Annotated in this window: 21 protein-coding genes and 1 rRNA gene; 16 read left to right on the top strand and 6 right to left on the bottom strand. The window is 71.5% G+C overall.

What is annotated here, in order from left to right; genetic code table 11:
• The 9 genes from rrf to pstB form a co-directional block, all read left to right on the top strand.
• Nucleotides 1–68, top strand: a 5S ribosomal RNA gene (gene rrf / locus ACWD4P_RS01105); the annotation flags it as partial.
• 73 nt (nt 69–141) lie between these two features.
• Nucleotides 142–1,152 carry a mycothiol synthase gene (gene mshD / locus ACWD4P_RS01100; RefSeq protein WP_449778151.1) on the top strand — a complete coding sequence of 337 codons (1,011 nt, stop codon included), beginning with the start codon at nt 142–144 and terminating at the stop codon, nt 1,150–1,152.
• A gap of 366 nt (nt 1,153–1,518) precedes the next feature.
• Nucleotides 1,519–3,717 carry an RNA degradosome polyphosphate kinase gene (locus tag ACWD4P_RS01095; protein WP_449778157.1) on the top strand — a complete coding sequence of 733 codons (2,199 nt, stop codon included), beginning with the start codon at nt 1,519–1,521 and terminating at the stop codon, nt 3,715–3,717.
• Nucleotides 3,718–3,820: 103 nt separating this feature from the next.
• Complete coding sequence (locus ACWD4P_RS01090; protein WP_359818931.1) at nt 3,821–4,909, top strand: CHAD domain-containing protein; 1,089 nt, start codon at nt 3,821–3,823, stop codon at nt 4,907–4,909.
• Nucleotide 4,910: 1 nt separating this feature from the next.
• Entirely contained in the window at nt 4,911–5,429 is a 519-nt protein-coding gene (locus ACWD4P_RS01085; protein ID WP_449778150.1) for an NUDIX hydrolase, read from the top strand.
• A gap of 227 nt (nt 5,430–5,656) precedes the next feature.
• Entirely contained in the window at nt 5,657–6,793 is a 1,137-nt protein-coding gene (gene pstS, locus ACWD4P_RS01080; protein WP_359818928.1) for a phosphate ABC transporter substrate-binding protein PstS, read from the top strand.
• A gap of 151 nt (nt 6,794–6,944) precedes the next feature.
• Nucleotides 6,945–7,922, top strand: coding sequence for a phosphate ABC transporter permease subunit PstC (pstC, locus tag ACWD4P_RS01075; protein ID WP_359818926.1), 978 nt, complete (start codon nt 6,945–6,947; stop codon nt 7,920–7,922).
• Nucleotides 7,919–8,989, top strand: coding sequence for a phosphate ABC transporter permease PstA (gene pstA, locus ACWD4P_RS01070; protein WP_359818923.1), 1,071 nt, complete (start codon nt 7,919–7,921; stop codon nt 8,987–8,989). Before pstC ends, pstA begins: the two co-directional genes overlap by 4 nt.
• A 43-nt stretch (nt 8,990–9,032) precedes the next feature.
• Nucleotides 9,033–9,809 carry a phosphate ABC transporter ATP-binding protein PstB gene (gene pstB, locus ACWD4P_RS01065; RefSeq protein ID WP_359818921.1) on the top strand — a complete coding sequence of 259 codons (777 nt, stop codon included), beginning with the start codon at nt 9,033–9,035 and terminating at the stop codon, nt 9,807–9,809.
• 152 nt (nt 9,810–9,961) lie between these two features.
• Here the strand turns inward: pstB and ACWD4P_RS01060 are convergent, their stop codons facing one another.
• Complete coding sequence (locus ACWD4P_RS01060; protein ID WP_359818918.1) at nt 9,962–10,957, bottom strand: inorganic phosphate transporter; 996 nt, start codon at nt 10,955–10,957, stop codon at nt 9,962–9,964.
• A gap of 5 nt (nt 10,958–10,962) precedes the next feature.
• Complete coding sequence (locus tag ACWD4P_RS01055; RefSeq protein ID WP_030059626.1) at nt 10,963–11,583, bottom strand: DUF47 domain-containing protein; 621 nt, start codon at nt 11,581–11,583, stop codon at nt 10,963–10,965.
• A gap of 362 nt (nt 11,584–11,945) precedes the next feature.
• On the opposite strand from ACWD4P_RS01055, the gene ACWD4P_RS01050 reads away from it, so the two are divergent.
• Complete coding sequence (locus tag ACWD4P_RS01050; RefSeq protein ID WP_449778149.1) at nt 11,946–12,314, top strand: metal-sensitive transcriptional regulator; 369 nt, start codon at nt 11,946–11,948, stop codon at nt 12,312–12,314.
• Nucleotides 12,315–12,387: 73 nt separating this feature from the next.
• Here the strand turns inward: ACWD4P_RS01050 and ACWD4P_RS01045 are convergent, their stop codons facing one another.
• Together ACWD4P_RS01045 and ACWD4P_RS01040 are read right to left on the bottom strand one after the other, a co-directional pair.
• On the bottom strand, nt 12,388–12,576 hold the full coding sequence (locus ACWD4P_RS01045; RefSeq protein ID WP_449778148.1) for a hypothetical protein: 189 nt from the start codon (nt 12,574–12,576) through the stop codon (nt 12,388–12,390).
• 217 nt (nt 12,577–12,793) lie between these two features.
• Nucleotides 12,794–13,693 carry a LolA-like protein gene (locus tag ACWD4P_RS01040; RefSeq protein ID WP_359818914.1) on the bottom strand — a complete coding sequence of 300 codons (900 nt, stop codon included), beginning with the start codon at nt 13,691–13,693 and terminating at the stop codon, nt 12,794–12,796.
• A gap of 161 nt (nt 13,694–13,854) precedes the next feature.
• Between ACWD4P_RS01040 and ACWD4P_RS01035 the strand changes: the two genes are divergently transcribed.
• Nucleotides 13,855–14,046, top strand: a complete 192-nt coding sequence (locus ACWD4P_RS01035) for a hypothetical protein (RefSeq protein WP_449778147.1) — start codon at nt 13,855–13,857, stop codon at nt 14,044–14,046.
• Nucleotides 14,047–14,078: 32 nt separating this feature from the next.
• Here ACWD4P_RS01035 and ACWD4P_RS01030 read toward each other — a convergent pair whose 3' ends face one another.
• Nucleotides 14,079–14,801, bottom strand: a complete 723-nt coding sequence (locus ACWD4P_RS01030; protein WP_449778146.1) for a phosphatase PAP2 family protein — start codon at nt 14,799–14,801, stop codon at nt 14,079–14,081.
• 196 nt (nt 14,802–14,997) lie between these two features.
• Nucleotides 14,998–16,149, bottom strand: a complete 1,152-nt coding sequence (locus tag ACWD4P_RS01025; RefSeq protein WP_359818944.1) for a C40 family peptidase — start codon at nt 16,147–16,149, stop codon at nt 14,998–15,000.
• A 248-nt stretch (nt 16,150–16,397) separates the two neighbouring features.
• Here ACWD4P_RS01025 and ACWD4P_RS01020 point away from each other — a divergent pair, with 248 nt between their 5' ends.
• From ACWD4P_RS01020 to ACWD4P_RS01000, 5 genes are all read left to right on the top strand, one after another.
• Nucleotides 16,398–16,748: a hypothetical protein gene (locus ACWD4P_RS01020; RefSeq protein ID WP_449778145.1), complete on the top strand. Its 351-nt coding sequence runs from the start codon at nt 16,398–16,400 to the stop codon at nt 16,746–16,748.
• Between the two features lie 166 nt (nt 16,749–16,914).
• The gene (locus tag ACWD4P_RS01015) at nt 16,915–17,727 is read left to right on the top strand and encodes a hypothetical protein (RefSeq protein WP_449778144.1); all 813 of its coding nucleotides are present in this window, start codon (nt 16,915–16,917) and stop codon (nt 17,725–17,727) included.
• Nucleotides 17,728–17,761: 34 nt separating this feature from the next.
• Entirely contained in the window at nt 17,762–19,009 is a 1,248-nt protein-coding gene (locus tag ACWD4P_RS01010) for a hypothetical protein (RefSeq protein ID WP_449778143.1), read from the top strand.
• A 7-nt stretch (nt 19,010–19,016) separates the two neighbouring features.
• Nucleotides 19,017–20,591, top strand: coding sequence for an SCO6880 family protein (locus tag ACWD4P_RS01005; protein WP_359818903.1), 1,575 nt, complete (start codon nt 19,017–19,019; stop codon nt 20,589–20,591).
• A gap of 86 nt (nt 20,592–20,677) precedes the next feature.
• The gene (locus ACWD4P_RS01000) at nt 20,678–22,027 is read left to right on the top strand and encodes an ATP-binding protein (RefSeq protein ID WP_449778142.1); all 1,350 of its coding nucleotides are present in this window, start codon (nt 20,678–20,680) and stop codon (nt 22,025–22,027) included.
• The last annotated feature ends 137 nt before the right edge of the window (nt 22,028–22,164 follow it).

Here is a 22,164-nt window from a genome sequence, read left to right as displayed (position 1 = left end):
AAGCTAAGCCTTACAGCGCCGATGGTACTGCAGGGGGGACCCTGTGGGAGAGTAGGACGCCGCCGAACAATTCTTCTGAAGAACCCCCATCCGGGACCCGGATGGGGGTTCTTCGCATTTCCGGTGACGTATCGTCAGGGCATGGACGATCAGACAGCGGTCATTGCGAACGATGTGCTCCGGCCCGAGCAGCGCGACGGCGCCCTGCGTGTTCTGGCGGAGGCCCAGGCGGTGGACGGCCGGGCCGCCGTCTCCGAGCAGGGCCGGCTCCGGTTGCGGAGCGCGGAGACTCCGCGCCCCGGCGTCATCCACTTCGTCGAGACCGAGACCGAGACCGAGACCGGCACCAGCGCCGGCACCAGCGCCGGCACCGGCACCGGAGCCGTCCTCGGCTACGGCCAGCTCGAAGTGCCGGAGGGCCCGGACGCCAACCCCGCCGCCGAGCTGGTCGTCGACCCGGCGGCCCGCGGCCGTGGTGCGGCCCGCCCGCTGGTGGACGCGGTTCTGGAGCGGGCCCACCGGGCCGGCCACGACGCCGTGGACTTCTGGGTGCACGGCGGCCATCCGGCGGCCCGGCACCTGGCGGAGGCGTACGGCGCCGAGCTGGTCCGCGAGCTGCGGCAGATGCGCCGCACCGGCCGGCAGACCGAGGAGGTGGCCGTCCCCGAGGGCATCGAGCTCCGCACCTTCCGTCCGGGCGAGGATGACGCCGAGTGGCTGCGGTTGAACGCCCTGGCCTTCGCCCACCACCCCGAGCAGGGCGCCTGGACGGCCCAGGACCTGGCCGAGCGGATCGCCGAGCCCTGGTTCGACCCGGCCGGCTTCTTCCTCGCGACCAGGGACGGCAAGGTGGTCGGCTTCCACTGGACCAAGGTGCACCCGGCCACCGCCACCGAGCCGGAGCTCGGCGAGGTGTACGTGGTCGGGGTGGACCCGGCCGAGCAGGGAAGCGGCCTCGGCCGGGCGCTGACCGCGGCGGGTCTGCGTCACCTGACCGGCACCGGCCCCGGCGAGCGCGGACTGGCCACCGTTCTTCTCTACGTCGACGCCGACAATCCGGCTGCGGTGCGGGTATACGAACGACTGGGGTTCACCGTTCACGAGGTGGACCTCATGTACCGAGCCCCGTACCGGGCGAACCGGCCGGCCTGACCACTCCGGCGCACCCCGGAGCCGGGTTCCCGTACCGGACGCCCGAACCGGTCCGCCGGACCTTTCGGCCCTGTCGGAACCAGCCGGGACGGCCCCCCGAGCGGTCGTGGGCGAGGGGCGGGACGTCGCCGCCCCTTGCTCCGACCGACTCAGCTTTCCTCCTGGCCATGCGGTGTTTACCGTGGATTCAATTGCTGCCGCGAAGATCACAGGATGAAGTCCGTAGTGTCTCGCTCGTGCAGAGTCGACCGCCACGCACCGGCCGGTCCTGTACGGACCGCACCCGGAGGGTGGGTGCTGTCCCCGGGTCCGGCCCGGGGCGAGGGCGACGGCCCGCAGAGCCATTCGCGTCCGGACGCCGTCCTGCTGCTGGAGGAGCTGGAGCCCATGAGCATCCCCCGCCCCGTCTCTGCCCCGCTGTCGCCCACGGCCCGGATGTCCAGTGCGCTGGGGATTCCGCCGGAGCTGCCGGCCACGGACGAAGAGGAGTTCGAAGCGCTGCCGCAGGGCCGCTTCCTGGACCGCGAGCGCAGTTGGCTCGCGTTCAACGAGCGGGTCCTGGAACTGGCCGAGGACCCGGGGATCCCGCTGCTGGAGCGGGCGAAGTTCCTGGCGATCTTCGCGAGCAACCTGGACGAGTTCTTCATGGTCCGGGTGGCCGGCCTGAAGCGCCGGATCGCCACCGGTGTCGCCCAGCGCAGTGCGTCCGGCCTCCAGCCGCGCGAGGTGCTGGACCTGATCTGGACCCGCTCGCGCGAGCTGATGGCCCGCCATGCCGCCGCGTTCCAGCAGGAGGTGCTGCCGGACCTCGCCGCCGAGGGCATCGAGGTGGTCCGCTGGTCGGAGCTGGCCGAGAAGGAGCAGGCCCGGCTGCACACGCTGTTCCGGCAGAAGATCTTCCCGGTCCTGACCCCGCTGGCGGTCGACCCGGCGCACCCCTTCCCGTACATATCGGGACTCTCGCTGAACCTCGCCGTCGTGGTGCGCAACCCGGTCTCCGGGCACAAGCACTTCGCGCGCGTCAAGGTGCCGCAGTCGCTGGCCCGCTTCCTGGAGGCCTCGCCCCAGCGGTACGTCCCGCTGGAGGACGTCATGGGCGCTCACCTGGAGGAGCTCTTCCCGGGGATGGAGGTGCTGGCCCACCACGCCTTCCGCGTCACCCGCAACGAGGACCTGGAGGTGGAGGAGGACGACACCGAGAACATCCTCAAGGCCCTGGAGAAGGAGCTGATGCGGCGTCGCTTCGGCCCGCCGGTCCGGCTGGAGGTCGAGGAGTCGATCGACCCCTACATCCTGGACCTGCTGGTGCGGGAGCTGAACATCACCGAGGCGGAGGTCTTCCCGCTGCCCGGGCCGCTGGACCTCACCGGGCTGTTCGGGATCGCCGATCTGGACCGCCCGGAGCTCAGGTACCCGAAGTTCGTGGCCGGCACGGCCCGCGGGCTGACCGACGTGGAGTCGGCCTCCCAGCCGGACATCTTCGCCGCCATGCGCGAGCGCGACGTCCTGCTGCACCACCCGTACGACAGCTTCTCCACCTCGGTGCAGGCCTTCCTGGAGCAGGCCGCCGCCGACCCGGACGTGCTGGCGATCAAGCAGACCCTGTACCGCACCTCCGGCGACTCGCCGATCGTCGACGCGCTGATCGACGCGGCCGAGTCCGGCAAGCAGGTGCTGGTGCTGGTCGAGATCAAGGCGCGCTTCGACGAGCAGGCCAACATCAAGTGGGCCCGCAAGCTGGAGGAGGCCGGCTGTCACGTGGTGTACGGCCTGGTCGGGCTGAAGACGCACTGCAAGCTCTCGCTGGTGGTCCGGCAGGAGGGTGACACCCTGCGCCGCTACTCGCACGTCGGCACCGGCAACTACCACCCGAAGACGGCCCGGCTGTACGAGGACCTCGGCCTGCTCACCTCCGACCCGCAGGTCGGCGCGGACCTCTCGGACCTCTTCAACCGGCTCTCCGGCTACTCGCGCCGCGAGTCCTACCGCCGTCTGCTGACCGCCCCGCGCGGTCTGCGGGACGGGCTGGTCTCGCGGATCCACAACGAGATCGCCCACCACAGGGCGGGCCGCCCGGCCTACGTGAAGCTCAAGGTCAACTCGATCGTCGACGAGGCCGTGATCGACGCGCTGTACCGGGCCTCCCGGGCGGGGGTGCCGGTGGACGTCTGGGTGCGCGGGATCTGCGCGATCCGCCCGGGCGTGCCGGGGCTGAGCGAGAACATCCGGGTCCGCAGCATCCTGGGGCGCTTCCTGGAGCACTCCCGGGTCTTCGTGTTCGGCAACAACGGCGATCCGGAGGTCTGGATCGGCAGCGCCGACATGATGCACCGCAACCTGGACCGCCGGATCGAGGCGCTGCTGCGGATCACCGATCCGGCGCACCGCGCCGAGCTGTCCGGGCTGATCGACCTCGGGGTGTCGGACGAGACCGAGTCCTGGCACCTGGGGGCGGACGGCGCCTGGGAGCGGCACTCGCAGGACGCCGAGGGCCGCCCGCTGCGGCACGTCCAGGACCTGCTGATCGACTCGCGCCAGCGACGCCGGGCCGCCACCTCGCGCTGACACGTCCACTGATGCGAAGCCGCCGGAACGGCAGGGGACCCGTTCCGGCGGTCGGCCACCAGCTCCGGGGGACCGCCCCGGGGGAACGGGGATCTACCACGCCATGACCGAAGCGCCGATGACGGCCCAGGCGGCCTCCACAGCGACCGCCGGGGACATCCTTTCCCGCCACCTCACCGCCCACGCCGGCGCCTTCCTGCGCGCGCTGCCGCTGGCGGTGGGCGAAGTCGGCGCCAGACCCGGCACGGCCTCGATCGTCCCGTCGGCGGGCACCTCGGACCTGCTGCGGGCCGTCCGACGGGTCGGCGGGCTGCTGCACACCTTCGGTTCGGTGTTCGAGCAGACCTGGGCGCAGGAGTCGCGCACCGAGCTGCGCTGGCTGCTCAACCTGCTCGCGCTGGAGCCCGGCTACGTCCGCCGCTCGGCCCGGCTGCTGGGCGCGCTGGACTCGCTGAGCGGCTCCGATCCGGACGGGACGGGGATGCTGGCCGGCCACGCGGGCGCCCCCAAGGCGAGGGCGCTGCTGGACCGGCAGCTGACCCTGGCCCGCACGAGGGCGCACTCCACGGTGCTCCAGGAGCTCCGCTCCGCCCGGCTGCACGCGCTGGCGGACCGGATGACCCTGCTGGTCGGCGAGGCCCCGCTGCTGGAGTCGGCGGCCGGCCGGGCCCCGGCGGTGCTGCTGCCGCAGGCCGCCGCCGCGTTCGCCGCGCTGGCCGCGGGCGCCCAGCAGCTGCCGCTGCAGCGCGCCGCGACGCCGTACGGCGGGGACGGGCTGCGCCGACTGGGCGCGGTGCCGGAGTCCCGCGGGTCGACGGACGCGGACACCGCGCTGGCGGCCGACGACGCGCCCTGGGCGCGGCTGCGGATCCTGGTGAAGCGGGCGCGGTACGCGCTGGAGGTGTGCGGCCGCGGGTCCTCCGGACTGGACGAGCTGGACCTGGTGCTGGCCCGGCAGCAGGAGGCGGCGGACGCCGCCGTCACCGCCGCCACCGCGGCGCGCACCCCGCGGATCACCCCGGCGACCGCGTACGTGCTGGGCGTGGTCCACGCCGACCAGCGGCTGGAGGTGGAGTCCGCGCGGTACGCCGTCGGCCGCCGCTGGCCGGACCTGCCGCCGGGACCGGACGGCTGGCTGGAGCTCGTCCCGGCCGACGCCTGGGGGCACTCCGCGGCATCCGGGACGGTCTGAGGTGGGCGAGGGCCCGAGTGCCGGCCGGGCGGCCGCGACCGGCGCGCGGCACGCCCCGGTGGTGCTGGCGGCGGGCGCGGTGCTGTGGCTGCCGGGTAGGCCGAAGAAGGGCGGCCGGCTGGGGCGGCCGCGGATCGCGCTGATCCACCGGCCCAAGTACGACGACTGGAGCCTGCCGAAGGGCAAGCTCGAAGCCGGTGAGGGCGTGGTCGACGCGGCGCTGCGCGAGGTCCGGGAGGAGACCGGGTTCAGCTGTCTGCTGGGCCCGGAGCTGCCCACCCAGCACTACCGGGTGCAGGGCCGGCCGAAGGAGGTCCGCTACTGGGCGGCGGTGCCGTCGAGCGGGTCCTTCCGGCCCAACCGGGAGGTGGACCGGCTGGAGTGGCTGCCGGCCGGGAAGGCCCGTGCCCGGCTCACCCACGACCACGACCGGGTGCTGATCGACGCCCTGCTGGCGCTCCTGGGGGCGAGGCCGGTGCGGGCGGCCGGGGTCGGGCCGGTGAAGGAACGGTGGAAGTGATCTCCCTGCGCCCTCGCTGTGACGCAACCGTTACTACCTGGCCTAGTTTCCTGTCATCCCTTCGAGGTTCACTCTCCGTTCACTTGTGACCGGCTGTCGTGTCACTTACCCGGCCTAACTTCGGGACCACCGGAGGGCCGAACGGGCCCCGGACCACAGCAGAACCCGCGCCCGGCCGTACGCCTACGGCCTGCGCGAAGGGCAATGCCACAGAAAGGGACACCCCTGTGAAGCTCCAGCGGAACGGCCGCTCCAAGGCCCTCGCGATCGGTGCCATGGCGCTCGTCAGCTCGCTGTCGCTCGCCGCCTGCGGGTCGGACAACAACAACAACACGACCGCGGCCGGCGGGTCCGGCGGCTCCGCCGCGGCCGCCAGCCCGATCAACTGTGGCAAGCCCGGTTCGCTGATCGCCGCCGGTTCGACCGCCCAGGGCGCGGCCATGGACATCTGGAAGACCACCTTCGCCGCCGCCTGCTCCGGCACCACGATCAACTACCAGGGTGGCGGCTCCGGTGCCGGCATCCAGCAGTTCAACCAGGGCAAGATCCAGTTCGCCGGCTCCGACTCGGCCCTCAAGCCGGCCGAGGTCGACGGCTCCAAGGCGGTCTGCACCGGCGGCCAGGGCATCGACCTGCCGATGGTCGGCGGCCTGATCTCGCTGGTCTACAACGTCGACGGCGTCGACAACCTGGTCCTGGACGGCCCGACCTCCGCCAAGATCTTCGACTCGCAGATCACCAAGTGGAACGACCCGGCGATCGCCGCCCTGAACCCGGGCGCCAAGCTGCCGGACGCGGAGATCCAGACCTTCCACCGCTCGGACGACGCCGGCACCACCGAGAACCTGACCAAGTACTTCGTCGCCGCCGGCGGCGGTGCCTGGTCCTACCCGGCCGGCAAGGCCTGGACGGGCAAGCTCGGCCAGTCGGCCAACGGCAGCGCCGGTGTCTCCGCCCAGGTGAAGCAGGTCAAGAACTCGATCAGCTACGTCGAGCTGGCCTACGCCCAGACCAACAACCTGAAGAGCGCCGCGATCAACACCGGTGCCTCCAAGCCGGTCGAGGCCACCGCCGAGAACGCCGCCACCACCATCGCCAAGGCCCAGTCCGCCGGCACCGGCAGCGACCTCGCCCTGAAGCTCGACTACGCGACCAAGGAAGAGGGTTCCTACCCGCTGGTCCTGGTCACCTACGAGATCGTCTGCGACAAGGGCAACAAGGCCGAGACCCTCGACACCCTGAAGTCCTTCCTGACCTACACCGCCAGCGACGCGGGCCAGAAGGCCGTCGGCGAGAAGGGCTACGTCCCGCTGCCGAAGGCCGTCACCGACAAGGTCAACGGCGTCATCGCCACCCTGGCCTGACCCGACGGGACCCCCGGTGGGGCGGCCCCGTGAGCGAGGGGGGCCGGGGCCGCCCCACCGGAACGCACCACACCCAGCACCACGTCCGGGGCACCGCCGCCATGGTGCCGTCCCCCTTCCCGGGGCGGCACCACCAGACCGGAGTAGACCAATGACTTCATCCTCCCCTGCCGCCCCGCGAGGCAGGGAACGCCGGCCGCGCGACAGCCGGGTCGGCGACAAGATCTTCATGAACCTCGCCCGGGGCTCGGGCATCCTGCTGCTGGTCATCATGGCCGCCATCGCGGCGTTCCTGACCTGGCGGTCGGTACTGGCCCTGAGCACCAACGAGGGCAACTTCCTCACCACCTTCGAGTGGACGCCGGACGCCCCGAAGCCGGTCTTCGGCATCGCCGTCCTGGCCTTCGGCACCATCGTCAGCGCCGTCATCGCGATGGCGATCGCCGTCCCGGTGGCCATCGGGATCGCGCTGTTCATCTCGCACTACGCGCCGCGCCGGATCGCCCAGCCGTTCGCCTACCTGGTCGACCTGCTCGCCGCCGTCCCCAGCGTCGTCTACGGCCTCTGGGGCGCGCTCTTCCTGGTGCCGCACCTGGACGGCCTGACCAGCTGGCTCGACGAGTACCTGGGCTGGACGTACATCTTCGACCAGACCAGGACCGGCACCCCGCGCAACCTGTTCACCGTCGGCATCCTGCTGGCGATCATGATCCTGCCGATCATCACCGCGGTCTCCCGCGAGGTGTTCCGCCAGGTGCCGCGGATGCACGAGGAGGCGGCGCTCGCGCTCGGCGCGACCCGCTGGGAGATGATCCGCACCGCGGTGCTGCCGTTCGGCCGCCCCGGCATCATCTCGGCCTCGATGCTCGGCCTCGGCCGCGCGCTCGGCGAGACCATCGCGGTGGCGGTCGTGCTGTCCGCCAGCAACGTCCTGTCGCCGCACATCCTGGACGCCGGCGGCGGCACCTTCGCGCAGAACATCGCGCTGAAGTTCAGCGAGGCCGGCAGCAACGGCCGCGACGCGCTGATGGCCTCCGGCCTCGTCCTGTTCGTCATCACCCTGCTGGTGAACGGTGCCGCGCGAATGATCATCGCCCGCCGCAAGGAGTACTCGGGGGCCAACGCATGACCGCCACCGTCGTCGTCGAGGACGCCCGGCCCGTCGGCCGTCCGCTGACCGCCAACCGCCTGCCCAAGTGGGCCCCGGCCGGCGTCGCCGCCGGCTCGATCATTCTCGGCTGCGCGATCGGCGCGGTCGCCGGGCTGGCCAGCCACCTCCAGTGGGGCCTGATCTCGGCCGTGCTCTTCCTCCTGGTCAGCTACGGCCTCTCGGCCCGGGTCGAGGGCCGCCGGCAGGCCAAGGACCGGCTCGCCACCTCGGTGGTCTGGGTCGCGTTCATCCTGGCCGTCGTCCCGCTGGTCGCCCTGACGGTCTACACCGTCCAGCAGGGCATCCACGTGTTCGACGGGTACTTCCTGAGCCACTCGATGAAGGGCGTGATCCCGTCCGGCCCGGGCGGCGGCATCTACCACGCGCTGATCGGCACCCTGGAGCAGGTCGGACTGGCCACCGCGATGGCCGCCCCGATCGGTCTGCTGACCGCCGTCTACCTGGTCGAGTACGGCCGCGGCACGCTCGCCAAGGCGGTCACCTTCTTCGTCGACGTCATGACGGGCATCCCGTCGATCGTCGCCGGTCTGTTCGTCCTCTCGCTCTGGAACCTCGCCCTGGGCTTCGGCTACTCCGGCTTCTCGGGCAGCCTCGCGCTGGCCATCCTGATGATCCCGGTCGTGGTCCGGTCCACCGAGGAGATGCTCAAGCTCGTCCCGAACGAGCTGCGCGAGGCCTCGTACGCGCTCGGCGTGCCGAAGTGGAAGACCATCCTGCGGATCGTCCTCCCCACCGCGATCGGCGGCATCACCACCGGTGTGATGCTCGCGGTCGCCCGCATCACGGGCGAGACCGCCCCGGTGATGATGCTGGTGTTCGGCGCCGACTACATCAACAGCGACCCGTTCAACGGCCCGCAGCAGTCCCTGCCGATGTACATCTGGCAGCAGTACTCGCAGGTCAACAACGACTTCGGCTACGCCCGTGCCTGGGGCGCGGCGCTGGTGCTGATCGCCTTCGTGATGGGGCTCAACCTCATCGCCCGGGGCATCGCCCGCTGGCGCTCGCCCAAGGGCGGGCACTGAGCGACCGACTGACGTACGAGACAGACGAGAGAAGCAAACGATCATGGCCAAGCGCATCGACGTCAGCGGACTGTCGGCCTTCTACGGCACCACCAAGGCCATCGAGGACATCTCGATGAGCATCGAGCCCCGCTCGGTGACCGCCTTCATCGGCCCCTCCGGCTGCGGCAAGTCCACCTTCCTGCGGACCCTCAACCGGATGCACGAGGTGATCCCGGGCGCCCGGGTCGAGGGCAAGGTCCTCCTGGACGACGAGAACCTGTACGCCTCCAACGTCGACCCGGTCGCCGTGCGCCGCTCGGTCGGCATGGTCTTCCAGCGCCCGAACCCGTTCCCGACCATGTCGATCTACGACAACGTGATCGCGGGTCTGCGGCTCTCCGGCGTGAAGAAGAAGTCCGTGCTGGACGAGGTGGTGGAGCGCTCGCTGAAGGGCGCCAACCTCTGGAACGAGGTCCACAACCGGCTGAACAAGCCGGGGGCCGGTCTCTCCGGCGGTCAGCAGCAGCGCCTGTGCATCGCCCGCGCCATCGCGGTCGAGCCCCAGGTCCTGCTGATGGACGAACCCTGCTCCGCGCTCGACCCGATCTCCACCCTCGCCATCGAGGACCTGATCGGCGAGCTGAAGGAGCAGTTCACCATCGTCATCGTGACCCACAACATGCAGCAGGCGGCCCGGGTCAGCGACCGCACCGCCTTCTTCAACCTGGCCGGCGTCGGCCAGCCGGGCAAGCTGATCGAGCTGGACGACACCCAGCGGATCTTCTCGAACCCGCAGGTCCAGGCCACCGAGGACTACATCTCCGGCCGCTTCGGCTAGACCGGACCCCGTCGCACTCCCCGGTCCCGGGGAGCGCGACGGACCGCGAGCTGTCCCGTGGTGCTGCATGGCGGTGCCGCCGCGGGACATGGAGAAGGGCCCGCCCCCGAGATGTGGGGGCGGGCCCTGCCCGTTCGCGTCCTGCGGGGCCGTCAGCCCCAGAACAGGTGGACGAACCAGTACATCAGCGCTGCGACGATGGCGGCCGCCGGCATCGTGATGAACCAGCCGAGCACGATGTTCTTCGCGACGCCCCAGCGCACCGCGCGGATCCGCTTGGTGGCCCCCGCGCCCATGATCGCCGCGGTGATCACGTGGGTGGTGGAGATCGGCGCCTTGAAGACGAACGAGGTGATGTACATGACCGCGGCGGAGGTGGCCTCGGCGGCGAAGCCCTGCGGCGGGTCCAGCTCGATGATCTTGCGGCCGAGGGTCCGCATGATCCGCCAGCCGCCCGCGTAGGTGCCCAGCGAGAGCATCGTCGCGCAGGAGATCTTCACCCAGACCGGGATCCCGTTGCCGGACTGGTGGCCGGAGATGGTCAGGGCCAGGACCACGATGCCCATGGTCTTCTGGGCGTCCTGGAGGCCGTGTGCCAGGGCCATCGCGGCGGCCGAGGCGGTCTGGGCGACCCGGAAGTTGCGCTTGGCGCGGTGCGGGTTGGCCCGGCGGAAGATCCACAGGATCGCCAGCATCACCACGAAGCCGCCGACCAGGCCGACCACCGGCGAGACGATCATCGGGATGATGATCTTGTCGAGGACCCCGCTCCAGATCACGTCGACGCCGCCGGCCAGCGCCGCGCCCACCATGCCGCCGAACAGCGCGTGCGAGGAGGAGGACGGGAGGCCGAAGTACCAGGTGACCAGGTTCCAGGTGATCGCCCCGACCAGGGCGGCGAACAGGATCGCCATCCCCTGGTCGCCGGTGGGGGTCTCGATGATCCCCTTGGAGACGGTGTGCGCTACGCCGCTGCCCAGGAACGCGCCGGCCAGGTTCATCACCGCGGCCATCGCCAGCGCCGCCCGGGGGGTGAGCGCCCGGGTGGAGACCGAGGTGGCGATCGCGTTCGCCGAGTCGTGGAAGCCGTTGGTGTAGGTGAAGAAGAACGCAACGCCGACGACGGCGATGAGTGCTGCCATGTCCACGGCGGTCAGGACTCCTTGACGGCGATGGTCTCCACCGTGTTGGCGACGTGCTCGAACGCGTCCGCCGCCTCCTCAAGGACGTCCACGACCTGCTTGAGCTTGAGGACCTCGATGGCGTCGTACTGACCGGAGAACAGGTGGGCGAGCAGCTTGCGGTGGATCTGGTCGGCCTGGTTCTCCAGCCGGTTGACCTCGATCCAGTACTCGGTGAGGTTGGACATGCTGCGCAGGTTCGGCATCGCCTCGGCGGTGAGTTCCGCGGCGCGCGCCAGCACCTCGATCTGCTGCTCGATCCCCTTCGGGAGGGTCTGGATGTCGTAGAGGACGACCAGGTCGACCGCCTCCTCCATGAAGTCCATGATGTCGTCCAGCGACGAGGCGAGGCTGTAGATGTCCTCGCGGTCGAAGGGCGTGATGAAGGACGAGTTCAGCTGGTGGAAGACGGCGTGGGTGGTGTCGTCCCCGGCGTGCTCGGCGGCGCGCATGCGCTCGACGATCTCCGCACGGGCCGACACGTCTGATCCCAGCAGCTCCAAAAGGAGCTTCGATCCGACGACGAGGTTCTCCGCCGCGGCGGCGAACATGTCGTAGAAGCTCGTCTCCTTCGGGGTGAGGCTAAAACGCACGGAAATCTCCGATGTGCGGGGTAGGGACTGAACGATGCTAGGTGCAACCAAGCGCAATCACGCAAACGGGTGTCGGGGAAGGAGCCGGAACCTCCCCTTCCGTTCGGCTGCCGCACCGGCTGATCCGGGCCGCACCGCCACGTGTGGACTCGATCCCTCAGTCTGACGGAACCTCGCCCGGATTGTCCTCGTCGTGCGCGCGGAAGAACCGGGGCGCCGCTCAGACGGGTGAACCGGAGCGGACACCTCCTCCCGGGCCCGACGGCACATGCCGGACCGGCCGTCGGAACACCACGGAGGGCCCGGGTGTTGGACACTGGGGGCCGACGCAGCCACCAGGCACTGAGACGAAGGCGGGGCCGATGACCACGACGCAAGCGCGCACCGAGCCGGAGCACGCGCAGGGGACCGACCCGCACGCCGACCACACTCCGGCGGGGCACCACGGCCCGCACGGCTACAGCGCGCAGAAGGACGCCCACCTCAAGCGGCTGCGCCGGATCGAGGGCCAGATCCGCGGCCTCCAGCGCATGGTCGACGAGGACGTCTACTGCATCGACGTGCTCACCCAGGTCTCGGCCGGCACCAAGGCCCTGCAGTCCTTCGCGCTCTCCCTGCTGGAGGAGCACCTGCGGCACTGCGTCGCCGCGGCCGCGGAGGAGGGCGGCACCGAGCTGGACGCCAAGGTGGCGGAGGCCACCGCCGCGATCAGCCGCCTGCTGCGCAGCTGAACCGCCGGCCCTCCGCCGCTCCGGAGACGCGCCCGGGGGCCCGCCGCTCCGGGGCCGCCGCCCCCGGGGCCCGCTAGCCGCCGGCCTCCCGGTCGGCCGGCCCGGGCTCCGCCCGGTCCAGCAGCACCTCGTCGATCCGCTCGGTCGGCAGCCGGTCGCCGGAGCTGGCCGTCGCGGCGATCATCAGCTCGCCGGCCAGCTCGATCTCGTCGAGGGCCGCGTCGTCGTGGCCGCCGCTGCGGCCGCCCGTGGACGACACCACTCGCACCACCCCTTCAGTGCCTCGCCAGCCCGGGCGGCAGCCACCCGGAGTCCAGCCTAGGCACTTCGGGGCCCGCCCACATGGCACGGACGGGCCATCTCGGCGCCGCCGAAACGGGTGGCCGTCGCTCCCCGGACGGCCACCCGCCCCGGCGGCACCCCGTCTCGCCCCGGCACCGGAGCGCTGCCCCGGCGGCCCAGGGCGTGTCGGGCCCGCCCTACTTCGGGCTCTCCGTGGGCTTCATCTGGTAGATGTCCGAGGCCGAGGGCTCGGCCGCCTCGACCGGCTTGCCGAAGTCCGCCAGCGAGGTCGTCGACGTCACCTTCACCTGGTCCTTGGGCTCCTTCGAGCCGGCCACCCCGGCGAAGGTGAACACCTCGACCACCTTGCGCAGCCGGCCCTGGTCGTCCAGCCAGGCGTCGTACGGGACCTCCTTGACGGTGAAGGTCTGCGCACCCATCCGCAGACCGTCCCCGCCCCGGCCGCCGGTCGCGTCGGCGGCCTTCGCCAGGTCCAGGGTGCCCCGGTAGTGGTGCAGCGCGACCCCGTCGACGGTCTCGGTGCCCACCGCGTCCGCCTTCTGGGCCCCGCGCAGCGCCCCCGCGGCCGAGGCCGGGTCGGTCGCGCCGCTGCTGACCAGGTTGCCGTCGGGCAGCTGGCGCACGTCCAGCTTGACCCACTTGCCCTCGGGGACCTTGGCGCCGCTGTTCTGGAGGTAGACGGTGCCCGGCAGGACCACCTCGACGATCTTCCCGGTGGTCGCCGCGCCCGGCGGCACCTGGACCTCCAGCCGGCCGATCCGCTTCACGTAGTCGTAGCCGCCGGTGCCGCTGAACGAGGCCTTCTTCTCGGCCGACTCGGTGACCAGCTCGGTCGCGGTGCGGGCGGAGCCGGTGCGGCCGGTGATGTCGGCGGCGTTGCGCACCGCCGTCAGCGGGTCCGCGGCGAGCTGGTCGGGGGCGCCCGACTGCTGGTCGGAGGAGCCGCTGACGGCGCCGCCGGAGCAGCCGGCGGCTCCCGCCGCCAGGGCGGCGGCGAGCAGGGCGGCCCCGGCCGCCGAGCGCAGGTGCGCACCCGGACGGCCTGCCGGCCTCCCGGTGCGCTGCTGGTCGGTCATCTTCATCCTCGCGACAACCCCCTCGGGCCCGACTGCCCCGCCGGACCCCCTCGGGTGGGCAGAGCTCTTTCCGGGCAAACGAGTTGGGGCGAGAAGAGTCACGGGTGTCCGGGTCGCGGATCCGTCGCGGCCGGGGCGTCCGGCACGTTACGGTGAACCACGTGCACAGTGAGCTGCCGGTCGCACCCGGCACCGCCCGGATGCCCGAACACCACCTCACGGTCGGCGAACGCGGTTCCTTCGCCTTCGCGACCTGCAGCTGCGGCTGGTACTCCCCGGCCCGCCGCTCGCGCGACCTGGCCCGCCGGGAAGGGGCCGACCACCTCGCCGAGATCGGCGCCGAGCCGGACTGACCCCCACCGGGCCCCGGAGCCGCGGGGCGGGGTCAGGCCGCCAGATCGGACTCCGGCGGCTGATCCCCGGTCCGCACCGGCCCGCGTCCGCGCCGACGGCCGCGCGGACCGGCCCCGGCCCGGGCCGCGCCGCCGCGCTCGGGCGCCCGGACCAGCGGGGCGACCGCCGTCCGGCTCAGCGCGTGGCAGAACGGCACCAGCACGGCCATCGCGATCGGCGCCAGCAGCAGCACCACGGCGACGGCGAGCGCGAAGCCACCGATCACGTCGGTCGGATAGTGGACGCCCATGAACATCCGGCAGAAGCCCTGGAGCAGCGCCAGCCCGCCGGCGATCCAGCCCAGCCTGCGGTTCACCAGGAACAGCGCCACCGCGACGCCCATGGTCATGGTCGAGTGGTCGCTGACGAAGGAGTGGGTGCCGGCCTTGCCGTCCACCAGGACCAGCAGCCCGGGATGGTCGACGAAGGGTCGGGGGCGGTTCACGATCGCGGCGATCGGCAGGTTGGCCAGCTCGGCGATCGCCACCGAGAGCGGCACCCAGAGCAGCCCCGCCATCGCCACCGGCGCGTCCGGACGGCGTCTCGCCTGGAGCCAGGCCACCAGGCCGAGCATCGCCAGACCGATCAGGATGCCGTACTCGCCGATCCACGAGACCAGGTGGTCCAGCCACTGCGGGGAGCGCTTGGCCAGGCCGTTGACGGCGTAGAGCAGGTCGAGGTCGGGGTTGGTCGTGTCGGCAAGCGGCGTCGACACGCCGCACCTCCTTCTGGTCTGCACCTGATCGTCATCGTCGTGGCGGGGCCCGTCCGGCGCGGAGAGCTGACGGCGGGCCACCGGAGGAAACGTCATTTCCGGGGCACAGCGTTCCACGGAAACGCGCGGTTATCGAAACTTGACTCAGCGTCCACAGTGCGCACACAGGTCCCGTCCGACCCGGCCGCACCGGGGCCTACCGGCCGGCCCCGGCGGGGCTCGGCCCGGCCTGCGCGGGCGGGGCGGCGGCCGCCGGCTGGGCGGGGGTCGCCGGGGCGCCGGCCGGGGCGGTGGGCTCCGTCCCGGCCGGTCGGCTCGGGGCGTTGACGGCGCCCTCGTTGTTGCGGGTGGGCAGCGCCTGGGCGCCGTCCGAGGTGACCCGGGTCGCGCCGATGTACTCCCTGGTGTCGATCTTGTCGTAGCGGATCACCGCGCCGGTGTGCGGCGCGTTGATCATGTACCCGCCGCCGACGTAGATCCCCACGTGGTGGATGCTCCGCGGATCGCTCAGGTCCGTCGCCCAGAACACCAGGTCGCCCGGCCGCAGCTGGTCGCGCGACGGGTGCGGACCGGCGTACCACTGGTCGTTGGCCACCCGGGGCAGGGTGATGCCCACACTGGCGAACGCCGCCTGGGTCAGGCCCGAGCAGTCGAACCGCCCGTTCTGCGAGGGCAGCCCCTCACCGCCCCACAGGTACGGGGTGCCGAGCTTGGTCTGCGCGAAGTAGATCGCGGCCGACGACTGCGCGGACACCTCCAGCGGCGCGGTCGGCGAGGCCGGCGCCGTGAAGCTGCGGGCCATCGCCTGGATGTTCCGCACGTACCCCTGGGTCTCCTTGTACGGCGGCACCCCGTTGTACTTCTCCACCGCGCCCTCGCCGGCGTTGTACGCGGCCAGCAGGTTGGCCTGCGGGTCGCCCGGGACCTGTGCGACCCGTCTGGCGATCGCGCAGTCGTAGGTCGCCGCCGAGGCGATCGCGTCCAGCGGGTCCCAGACGTCCGCCCTGCCGTCCCCGTTGCCGTCCGTGGCGTAGCTGGGCCAGGTGCCCGGCATGAACTGCGCCATCCCCTGCGCCCCGACCCCGGAACGCGCCTTCGGGTCGAAACCGCTCTCCTGGTACAGCTGCGCCGCGAGCATCGGGGGGGAGATCTGCGGGCAGAGCGTTCCCCATCGCTGGATCGGGTCCTGGTAGGCCGCGGGGACCGTCCCGGGGGAGAGGGCGGAACGATTCGCCGACTGCTGCGGCGTCCCACTTGCCGCATAAGTCCCCATCGTCACCAGCCCGATGAACCCGAACGCAACAACTCCCGCAGCGGCGGCGGCCGTACCGGCCTTCCGGAGTACCATCAGCACCATCCCGACGAATCGTCAGTCGAAGTGTCCCGGAAGGCGTTGCTCACCGCAATCATCAGAGATACGAACAGTGAGCGCTATCCTTCGTACGGTGTACATCCTGGCGTACGTGTCCGATGCCTCACGACCAATTCGCGAGAAGTAGCCAAGTCGACATCAGATCTGGCCAAGAATAGGTACCGACCCTTCGCGCGGGCCGGGTCCGGGCCCTTGAATTTGCCTGATCGGGCGGTGAGATGGATATGAACCTGAGCAGCGTGCACACCAATACGGTCGGCCACCTGGCCGAGGACCCCCCCAAGAAGCCGAACATCGACACCATCATCGGCGGAATCGCCCCGGACTGGGGGCCGTTCGCGACCCTCGGCTCGGAGGCGCGCGTGATGGTCGAGGTGATCATGGCCGTCGCCATCCTCGCCTGCCTGGGCATCGCGGTCTGGGGTGCGGCCAAGCAGCGGATCGGAGCGACCGCGATGCGCGACAGCTTCGGCGCCGAACAGGGCAAGGGGCTGATCGTCGCCGGACTGACCGGCGTGTTCATCATCGGATCACTCGGCACTCTGTTCACCATTGTCTACGGCATGGCCATCTGACGATCGGACAGCAGTAGTCCGAGCTGCCCGAGGCCGGGCCCCCGTCCGGACCCCACCGACGGCCGTCCCGCCAGGTACCCACCCCCGATCCCACCCTCCGTCCGCGCCCGCCCCCGGATGGAGGGCCCCCGGAGCCGCCCCGGCTCCCCGCACCAGGAGGGCCACCGTGCCGTTGTCCGACGACCAGCCGCGCACCCGCACGCGGCTGCCGGTCGGCGAACAGTCCTCCCCCCAGCAGAACCACCGTCAGTCCCGCCCGCTGCGCGGTCTGCTGGCCGTCCTGGTCGTCGTCACCCTGCTCGTGGTGGCCATCGCCATCGCCAACCGCGTCACACCCGGCACCGGAGGCGGAGACGGCGGCGGCTCCGCCGACCGCGCCGGCTCCGGCGCGGGCCCCGCCCCCAGCGGCGACCAGCCCGCCGGCACCACCGTCAACGGCATCCCCACCGGCTACCCGCACACCGAACCCGGCGCCCAGTCCGCCGCCACCAACTACGCGGTGGCGATCGGCTCGGCGGACATGTTCCGCACCGACAGCCGACACGCCATCGTCGCCACCATCGCCGACCCGGGCGCACTCGCGGGGCTGCAGAGCCGGCTGGACCAGGGGTTCGGCGGCGACACCGCCACCCGCTACGGACTCGACGCCCAGGGCCACGCGCCCAAGGGCCTCACCTTCGTCAGCCGCACGGTACCGGTCGGCGCCAAGTCGACGGGCGGCTACAGCGACGACGACACCAAGGTCGAAGTGTGGTGCACCGGCCTCACCGGCCTCGCCGGCGAGCGCTCCGTCCAGCCGGTGACCACCAACTGGTTCACCCTCACCCTCTCGCTGCACTGGACGGGCAGCGACTGGAAGCTCAGCGACTACACGAGCAGGCAGGGCCCCGCGCCGGTGCCAGCAGATCAGCAGGCCGCCACCGCCGATGAGATCACCGGCGCCGTCCAGCAGTTCGGGGGGTTCCGCTTTGCGCGTTGACCAGACCTCACGCCGATCCGGCGCACGGCGCCGAGTGGGCACCCTTGTCGGCGCGCTGGCCGCTCTGCAGCTGACTGCGCTGTCGGCAGCTCAGCGGGTGTTCGCAGAGCCGTCACCGACCCCGAAGCCGAGCGGAACGGGCAACCCCAATTGCCCGGACCTGCCGATTTCTGGCAGCGACATCCTCTGTGCTGACAAGCCCGGCGGTGGTTCCCTCCCCGGGAGTGGCACCGTCGGGGCCGTGACCGATCCGTTGGGGTCGTTGGCCAAGAGCTGTGCGCAGGCCGCGGCGTGGGTGGTGCGGAAGTTGTCGGGGGCGATCGACGGGACGACGCAGGTGGACTTCACCAATGCGTCGTTCCTGCAGCAGTACGCCGTGGTGTTCGCCGTGTCGACGGTGATCACGCTGGTGCTGTGGCTGCTGGCGGTGGCGAAGCGGGCGGTGCGGGGGGCGCCGTTGACGACGGCGTTCTCGGAGGCGATCGGCTTCCTGTGGCTGACGGTGGTGGCGTCGGCGTTCACGCCGTTGATCCTGTTCACCGTGGTGAGCGTGACGGACGGGCTGACCAAGGCGATAGCGGTCGGGACGAAGACGGACACCGGGTCGTACCTGGGCGGGTTCGCCGACACGTTGGAGAAGGGTGACGTGGGCGGTGGTCCGCTGATCCTGGTGATCGTGTCGCTGGTCGCGGTGCTGGCGGCGGCGGTGCTCTGGATCGAGCTGCTGATCCGGGCGGCGATGCTGTACGTCGGCGCGCTGCTGGGTACGGCGGTGTACGCGGGGCTGGTGGACCGGCAGTTGTGGAAGCACGTGCGGCGCTGGGCGGGGGTGATGCTGGCGGTGGACCTGGCGAAGCCGATCATCGTGGTCATCCTGGGTCTGGCGGGTGCGGTGGCGACCGGGGCCGGGGCCGACGACGACTTCGCCCGGGTGTTGTCCGGGCTGGCGATCCTGTTCCTGTCGATCTTCGCGAGTGCCGCGGTCTACCGCTTCGTGCCGGGCTTCGGCGACGAGCTGCTGAACATGCGCGGGGCCCGGGCCAACGCCGTGCAGGCGGGTTCGGCGATGATCAACGGCACCGCGAACCTGATGAAGCAGGGCATCACCACCCATGGTGACCGCGGTCCGCAGGCGGCCGGTGGTGGTGGGGGTGCCGGCGGCGGTTCGGTCGCGCCGGGCATCGCCGCCCACGCCGGCCGGACGCCGTCCCCGCCGCCGCAGGGCGGGCCGCCGCAGGCCTCGGCCTCGATCCGCGACAGCAATCCAGCGAAGGGAGGGTGACGGGTAAGTGAGCAGTGAACCGCTCGGCCAGTACGGTGCCCAGTACGCCCAGCCGTACGTGCACCAGCGCCGCACCTACCTGATCGGCAAGGCCCGCCCGAACGCGCCGATCGGCCGGAACCGGGAGTCCGGCGAGATCATGCTGATCATCTTCGGGGCTTTCCTCGGGATGCTCTGGGGCCTGTTGATGCCGGTCCTGCCGCTGCGGATCGGCGGGCTGGTCGGTCTGCCGGCGCTCGCGATCGCGGCCGTGTACGTGCCGTACCGCAAGCGGACGTTCTACAAGTGGGTGGAGATCAACCGCACCTACCGCCGGACGGTCCGCAGCGGGCGGGCGGTGTGGCGTTCGGACGTGATGGACGCGGGCACCCGGTTGGACGGCCGGGAGGTGGAGGTCGGTCCGCCGCCGGGGGTGGGGCGGCTGCGCTGGCTGACGGCGCCGTTCGGGCCGGACGAGGTGGGGGTGCTGATGCACCTGGAGCGGCGCACGGTGACGGCCGCGATCGAGATCGAGGGCCCGGGTGTCGGTCTGCGCGACTCGGAGGACCAGGAGGCCCTGGTCGACCGCTTCGGGACGCTGTTGAAGCACGTGGCGAACGGGGACGGCTTCGTGACCCGGCTGCAGATCCTGGCCCGGACGCTGCCGGCCGACCCGGACGCGCACGCCAAGGACGTCGAGCGCCGCGGGGACCCGTCCTCGCCGCGCTGGCTGCAGGACTCGTACGACCAGCTCCAGTCGATGGTGTCGACCTCCTCGGAGCAGCACCGGGCGTACCTGGTGGCCTGCATGCACTACACCCGTGACCTGGCGGCCGAGGCGCACGCGATGGGCCGGACGGCGACCGGGCGGCGGGCGCGGGACGACGAGGGGCTGGCGGCCGTGATGGCGCGCGAGCTGACCGACATCTGCGCCCGGCTGGCCGAGGCGGACATCCGGGTGCGCCAGCCGCTGGGCCAGGCTCGGCTCTCCTCGCTGCTGCACTCGATGTACGACCCGGACCACCCGATCGACCACATCCAGGCGATGTCCCGGCGCAATGCCTGGCCGGCCGAGCTGGACGCGACCGACCCGCAGTACCTGCAGGCGAAGACCCGGGAGTCGGCGACCCGGGAGCCGTGGTGCCACGCCACCGCGTGGGTCAAGGAGTGGCCGCTCACCCCGGTGGGCGTCAACTTCCTGGCGCCGCTGCTGGTGCACACTCCGGACGTGATCCGGACGGTGGCGGTGACGATGGACCTGGAGCCCACCGACGTCGCGATCGAGCGGATGCTGACCGAGAAGACCAACGACGAGGCCGAGGCCAGCCGTGCGGCGAAGATGAACCGGACGGTCGACCCGCGTGACCTGGCGCACACCGGCCGGGTGGACCAGCGCGGTGACGACCTGGCCTCCGGCGCGGCCGGGGTGAACCTGGTCGGCTACATCACGGTCTCCTCGCGCAACCCCGACGCGCTGGCCCGCGACAAGCGGACCATCCGGGCCTCGGCCGGCAAGAGCTACCTCAAGCTGGAGTGGTGCGACCGCGAGCACCACCGGGCCTTCGTCAACACCCTTCCGTTCGCCACCGGCATCCGCCGCTGAGCCGCCCGGGCACACCGCCCGACCCCGCACGTCCGCACGACCCCGCACGTCCGCACGTCCACCGCTGACCCGTCAGGAGGCCGCCCATGGCGCTCGGCAACCTCACCGAGGCGTTCACCAGCCTGATGTTCGGCAAGGTGGAGACCACCCGCCTGCCGGTGCGCACCTCCACCGGCCAGGCGCAGGCCGTCTATCTGCCCACCGCCGCCCCCGGGTTGGGCGACTCCGGCGTGATCATCGGGCGGGAGGTGTACAGCGGCAAGGGGTACGTGTACGACCCCTTCCAGCTGTACGGGCAGCAGCTGCCGGCCCCGCACTGGCTGGTGCTCGGCGAGTCCGGCAACGGCAAGTCGGCGCTGGAGAAGACCTACGTGCTACGGCAGTTGAGGTTCCGGGACCGCCAGGTCGTGGTGCTGGACGCGCAGGGCGAGGACGGCGTGGGCGAGTGGAACCTGATCGCCAACGCGCTGGGCATAAAGCCGATCCGGCTGGATCCGATGGCGGCCCGGGACGGCGGGGTGAAGCTCAACCCGCTGGACCCGGCGATCACCCAGACCGGCCAGCTGTCGCTGCTGCGCACCATCGTCGAGGTGGCGATGGGGCGTGGGCTGGAGGAGCGGGCCGGCTTCGCACTGAAGGCCGCGCACGCCCACGTGGTGTCCTCGGTGAAGGACCGCCAGCCGGTGCTGGACGACATCATCGACACCCTGCGCAACCCCGAGCTGTCCTCGGTGGAGTCGCTGGGCGTGGCGGTGGGCGAGGTGCAGTCCTGGGGTCTGGACGTGGCGCTGGTGCTGGACCGGCTGGTCGACGGTGACCTGCGCGGCATGTTCGACGGGTCGACCACCGACGGCATCGACCTGGACGCGCCGCTGATCGTCTTCGACCTCTCGCACATCGACCGCAACTCGATCGCGATGCCGATCCTGATGGCGATCGTCGGGGTGTGGCTGGAGCACACCTGGATCCGGCCGGACCGGAAGAAGCGCATCTTCCTGGTCGAGGAGGCCTGGCACATCATCAACAGCCCCTTCGTGGCCCAGCTCTTCCAGCGGCTGCTGAAGTTCGGCCGCCGGCTCGGCCTGTCCTTCGTCGCGGTGGTGCACCACCTGTCCGACGTGGTGGACGGCGCGGCGGCCAAGGAGGCTTCGGCGATCCTGAAGATGGCCTCCACCCGGACGATCTACATGCAGAAGGCCGAGGAGGCGCGGGCCACCGGCCGGGTGCTGGGCCTGCCGCGCTGGGCGGTGGAGATCATCCCCACCCTGTCGCCGGGCATCGCGGTCTGGGACGTCAACGGCAACGTCCAGGTGGTCAAGCACATCATCACCGAGGCGGAGCGTCCGCTGGTCTACACCGACCGTGCGATGACCGAGGACGCGGTGGCCGAACGGGAGCGAGCGGAGCGGCAGTTGGCCGCGGAGCCGGGCGTCTGAGCGGGCCCCGGGGGCGTCTCTCCGCAGGGTTCGCACTCCGCGGACGGCGATGGTTCGTCAGGAGGTAATGCTCTCGTTACGTCCGACGTCCTGACAGCTACGCGCGTTGACCCTAGGCTTCGCAGTCGCAACACATG

It is taken from the genome of Kitasatospora sp. NPDC002543 (assembly GCF_053594915.1).
The sequence above is the reverse complement of the archived record's forward strand: the minus strand, read 5'-3'. Positions and strand labels throughout refer to the sequence as shown.